Source organism: Pseudarthrobacter sp. MDT1-22 (assembly GCF_054511035.1).
Genome location: NZ_JBTNDK010000065.1, coordinates 1 through 3,038, shown reverse-complemented (window position 1 = coordinate 3,038; position 3,038 = coordinate 1). Strand labels below are relative to the sequence as shown.

Here is a 3,038-nt window from a genome sequence, read left to right as displayed (position 1 = left end):
AGGAAATTCAGACGTTCTGCGATCCAGCCGTCAAGCTCGGCAATGGTGGTGTTGGTGAGCCCGTGGCCGCCGGGGTCGCGGCGTGCGTAGGCGGGTGCGCCGGAATCGCCGAGCAGGTAGGTCCACGTGCGGTCCAGCAGTTCGCGGGGGATGACTGTGTCCGTGTCGCCTTGGGCTATAAAGACCGGCACTCCGGCCAGGCGCGCAGGTGAGGTTGGGACGCCGGCGTCGAACGGTAATGTTCCGTACAGGATTGCAGCGCCGGCGAAGCGCTGCGGATCGGCCAGAAGCAGACCACCGGCGAACGCGGCGCCGCCGCTGAAGCCAACGAGTATGACCTGGCGGCCCGCGGGCGCCACGTCGTCGAGCCACTCCCGGAACCAGGCCATGGTCTGAGTGAGGGACTCCGCGACCGGACGGCCGATTCCGCGGTTGGCGAACCAGGCGTATCCGCCTCCGGCGGGGATCGGTGCGCGGACGGCTGCGTACGATGGTCCGGGTGGCAGGTGTCCGGCTAGGCCAATGATGCCGGTCTCGTCGGCGCCGCGTCCGTGCAATAGGACCACAAGGGGACGGTCGGGGGCGTCAGGGCTGTGCCAGATGGCGGTAGGTTTGCCGAAATCGTCATTCATGAGTTGTCCTCCTCAGTGCTGGCTGTGGCGATGCGGCCGGCGGTGGGCACGCCGGACCATCGGGCCAGTTCGGCGTCGAGCTCCAGCGGCTCGACGGGAGCGGTGTTCTCGTACTCGCCCCAATGCTGCCGGGGAAGCATCCACATAAGTTCGAACTCGTTGCCGTCCGGATCTGCGCCGTAGATGCTCTTGGTGGCGCCATGGCTGGACTGACCGGTGTATGCGCCAGCGTCCGTCAAGGTCCGGCGGGCCTCGGCGAGCTCATCGATGGTGTCCAGCTGCCACGCGAGGTGGTAGAGCCCGACGCCGCCACGCACCTTAGGCGCCGCGGCGGCGCCTACGCCGAAGAGGCCGAGGTCGTGGTGGTTGCCGGAGCGGGGCAGCCGCAGGAATGCAGCGTTCGCAGCCGGTTCGCGGGCGACCACTTCCATGCTGAAGACGTGGGTGTAGAAGCGCTCGGCCCGGTCAAGGTCGGTGACGAATAGTACGGCGTGGTTCAGCCGGACGGGGGAGACTGGCATCGGAGGTAATTCTTTCTCTGTTTGGGGCCATGAGCGTGCCTCGGGAGCCGGCCAGAATGAAGGCGGGGCGGCTCCCGGTGATGCGATGCTGCGGGGTTGGGCTGACCGTCGGGTCAGGCCTGGACGGCGAATCCTCCAGTCCAAGAGATCTTCTCGCCGGCCGCGAGGGCGATCTGAAGGAAGCCCTTTGCCTCCAGCTCACGTGCCCGTCGCAGTGAGCCGGCATCAATGGCGCGCAGGCCGCCGGCAGTGATGACCTCCGCGAGCCGGGATTTCGCGTCGGCGTCGTCCCCGGCGATCAGCACAGTGGTGGGTTGCCCGGCGATCTCGCCCGCGGCCAGGGTGGCCGCGAAGGTGGTGTTGAAGGCCTTCACCACGTGGGAGTTCGGTAGCGCGGCCTGGATTTCGGCAGCGGCCGAGGAATCAGCCGGCACGGTCAGGGAGTCGAAGGTTTCAAAGTTCAACGGGTTGGTGATGTCCACGATGATCTTGCCGGCGAGCTGGCCAGCACGTTGGGCCAGGATCTCCTGCACGGCGGGGTAGGGAACGGCCAGGACGACAATCTCACCGGTGACCGCCTGGGCAGTGTCCTCGCTGCCGAGGACCTGGACGGTGTTGCCGCCCTTTTCAACGATGCCGGCGATGGCCGTGCCCATGTTGCCCGTTCCGAGGATGCTTACAGTGGTCATAACGGTCTCCTTCGTTTCGAACCCCAGTTGGTTGAGGCTTCAACTAAATAGTAGCGGCTAAGGTTAGTTGTCGCAACAACAAACTTCGGAGAGAATGGAGCCATGGAAACGAACTGGCTTACAAAAGACGAATTGGCTGCCTGGGTGCGGCTGTATACGGTGGTCGAGCTGCTGCCCAATGTGTTGGACTCCCAGCTGCGCCGTGACGCGGACCTGACCAGTTTTGAGTACTACGTGCTCGCGATGCTCTCCGAAGCCCCTGACCGGACCCTGCGAATGACCGCCCTGGCGGCCCGGACCAGCGCCACGCTGCCCCGCCTGTCCCACGTCGTCAAGCGGCTCGAGGCGCGCGGTCTAATGGAGCGCTTTCCCTGCCCCGAGGACCGGCGTGCAACCAACGCCCGCATCACCGATGATGGATGGCGCAAAATCCTGGAAGCCGCGCCGGGCCATGTGGCAAACGTCCGCAGTCACGTCATTGACGCGCTCACTCCCGAACAGCTCGGCCAGCTCCGGGGGATCGCCGATGCCCTCCTGGGGAGGCTGGATCCTGATGCGGCTATGGCGCCCCTCTATCGCCGTCATGACGTGACTGCATGAGCCCCCTCGCCAGTCCCGCTCAGAAAATACTGCGCACAGTCGACAAATTAGTTGACGCAACAACCATTTACTCTTAGAGTGGTACTTGAAACATCAACTAAACTTCCGAAGGCCGGGCTTGAACCGCCCCCTTCAGGAAGCCAAGACAAAAGGAACGATCCCATGACTTCTCCGGTCTATCCCGCTGCCACGCAGTCCAATCTCGCCCGTACAGTCCTGCGCCTGGCCGTGGGCGTTGTCTTCTTTGCCCACGGCTGGCAGAAGATCTTTGAATACACCATCCCGGGCACGCAGGCCGCTTTCGTTCAGATGGGGGTACCGGCTGCTCAGCTGGTTGCTCCCGCCATCGGCTTTCTGGAACTCCTTGGGGGCGCCGCCATCATTCTTGGCGTACTGGTCCGCCCAGTGGCCGCCCTCCTGGCACTGGACATGCTCGGCGCCCTGTTCCTGGTCCACGCGCCGGCCGGCATCTTCGCTGACAAAGGCGGATACGAACTCGTGCTCGTCCTCGCGGCCGGCGCGGCAGCCCTCGCCATCGTCGGGGCAGGCCGGTTCTCCATCGACGCCCTGGTCTTCGGCCGCAGCCAGAACCGCAC

5 protein-coding genes are annotated in these 3,038 nt (G+C 65.0%); 2 read left to right on the top strand and 3 right to left on the bottom strand.

What is annotated here, in order from left to right:
• From ACX80M_RS20900 to ACX80M_RS20890, 3 genes are all read right to left on the bottom strand, one after another.
• Positions 1 to 632, bottom strand: a 632-nt coding sequence (locus ACX80M_RS20900; protein ID WP_459310378.1) for an alpha/beta hydrolase, incomplete at its 3' end; no start/stop codon positions are given.
• Positions 629 to 1,153 carry a VOC family protein gene (locus ACX80M_RS20895; protein ID WP_459310376.1) on the bottom strand — a complete coding sequence of 175 codons (525 nt, stop codon included), beginning with the start codon at positions 1,151 to 1,153 and terminating at the stop codon, positions 629 to 631. The genes ACX80M_RS20895 and ACX80M_RS20900, both read right to left, overlap by 4 nt.
• 113 nt (positions 1,154 to 1,266) lie before the next feature.
• Positions 1,267 to 1,842: an NADPH-dependent F420 reductase gene (locus ACX80M_RS20890; RefSeq protein WP_058929036.1), complete on the bottom strand. Its 576-nt coding sequence runs from the start codon at positions 1,840 to 1,842 to the stop codon at positions 1,267 to 1,269.
• Between the two features lie 102 nt (positions 1,843 to 1,944).
• Between ACX80M_RS20890 and ACX80M_RS20885 the strand changes: the two genes are divergently transcribed.
• Positions 1,945 to 2,442 carry a MarR family winged helix-turn-helix transcriptional regulator gene (locus tag ACX80M_RS20885; protein WP_252613721.1) on the top strand — a complete coding sequence of 166 codons (498 nt, stop codon included), beginning with the start codon at positions 1,945 to 1,947 and terminating at the stop codon, positions 2,440 to 2,442.
• 162 nt (positions 2,443 to 2,604) lie between these two features.
• On the top strand, positions 2,605 to 3,038 hold a 434-nt coding region (locus ACX80M_RS20880), incomplete at its 3' end, for a DoxX family protein (protein WP_459310373.1).